Raw genomic sequence first — 1440 nt, forward strand, 5'->3', positions numbered from 1 at the left:
TGAACTGGTCCCCGAAAGTTGGACAAGGTAATTAAAGTCTAGACGGGTCAAGCTGCCAGGGTATGGCACCGATATTCAATCGGTGCCATACCCTGCAGTCGTTCTTGGCACCGGACGTGGTTATACCAGTCAATATACTCATTGATTTCCCTGGTCAGATCGGCAACGGTGGCAAAGTGCTCACCGTGATACATCTCCGATTTCAGGTGGCCAAAGAAATTTTCCATCACCGAGTTATCGAAACAATTGCCCTTGCGAGACATGGATTGCACCGCACCGTGCTTCGTGAGCAGGTGACGCCACGACGAATGCTGATATTGAAATCCTTGGTCCGTGTGCACCAGCAATCCAGATGCCGGTCTCTGCGATTCGAAGGCCTCGGCCAGGCTGGCACTGGTAAATGCTGTTGTCGGCGAAGTCGAGATCGTATGGCTGATGATGCAGTGATCAAACAAATCCATGATCGGTGACAGATACAGTTTTCTGCCAGCTACCCGGAACTCGGTCACGTCGCTGACCCACTTGGTGTTCGCCACCCTGGTTTGGAACTGGCGTTTTAGTATGTTCTCCGCGATATGACTGGTTTTCCCTTTGTAGGAGGAGTACTTGCGTCGTATCCGCACCTTGGATTTCAGGTTCAGCTGATCCATCAGCTTCCAGACCAGTTTCTTAGACACCTTCCAGTCCTTCTTCACCAGCTCGACTCGCACTCGGCGGTAACCGTACCGATGTTTGCTTTCGGTGAAGATTGCTTGGATTTCTTCTTTGAGCTTCTGGTGCTTGTCAGGTTCGGTGAGCCGTTGCGCATGGTAGAAATACGTTGATCTGGCTAGCCCTGCTGCGTGGAGCAGGTCAGCTAGATTGTGGTCAGACTTGAGGGTTGCGATCGCCAGCGTTTTCAGGCGTGCCCCTGGTTCCTCAAGTCCCGCAATTTTTTTAGGTATGCGTTTTCTGCTTGAACACGCTTGAGTTCGCGACGTAATTTGTCTTCTTCGCTCAAGGCCACTGGTTTTTCGGAGCCTTTGGGCCTGCCCTTTGGTTTGAGCATCAGCGCTTCATCGCCGCCCTCACGATGTTGCTTAGCCCATTTCCCAACCAACTTTTGTGAGCTGAGATTAAACTCTTTCGCAAGATCCATCCTCGTTTCGCCGGTCGCATGCCGGTCAACGATTTCCTTCTTGATCTCAAATGAATAGACGGATTTCGTGCGTTTTTCCATAAGACATAGCCTGCCATGAAGATGCCAGCTTCGATAAAGACGGCGAACAGGTTCTGACTTCACTCGTAGTTCAGTTGAGGCTGCTTTATAACCTAAGCCTTGCTCGAAGAGGTCGACTAGTCGTTCTCGTTGTTGCTCGGATAATGTGCTTCTTGCGCGCATTGAAAAGCTCCCCAGATGTGGTTACTGATTTCTCAGTCCAACATTTGGGGAGCAGTTCA

Annotated in this window: 2 protein-coding genes; both read right to left on the reverse strand. The window is 50.7% G+C overall.

The window, feature by feature from the left end:
• Positions 1 to 47 precede the first annotated feature (47 nt).
• Positions 48 to 983, reverse strand: a complete 936-nt coding sequence (locus tag IEX04_RS18595; protein ID WP_229677256.1) for an IS3 family transposase — start codon at positions 981 to 983, stop codon at positions 48 to 50.
• On the reverse strand, positions 899 to 1381 hold the full coding sequence (locus IEX04_RS18980; protein ID WP_141392880.1) for a helix-turn-helix domain-containing protein: 483 nt from the start codon (positions 1379 to 1381) through the stop codon (positions 899 to 901). Before IEX04_RS18980 ends, IEX04_RS18595 begins: the two co-directional genes overlap by 85 nt.
• Positions 1382 to 1440: the final 59 nt, after the last annotated feature.

Source organism: Glutamicibacter ardleyensis (assembly GCF_014644555.1).
Lineage (GTDB): Bacteria > Actinomycetota > Actinomycetes > Actinomycetales > Micrococcaceae > Glutamicibacter > Glutamicibacter bergerei.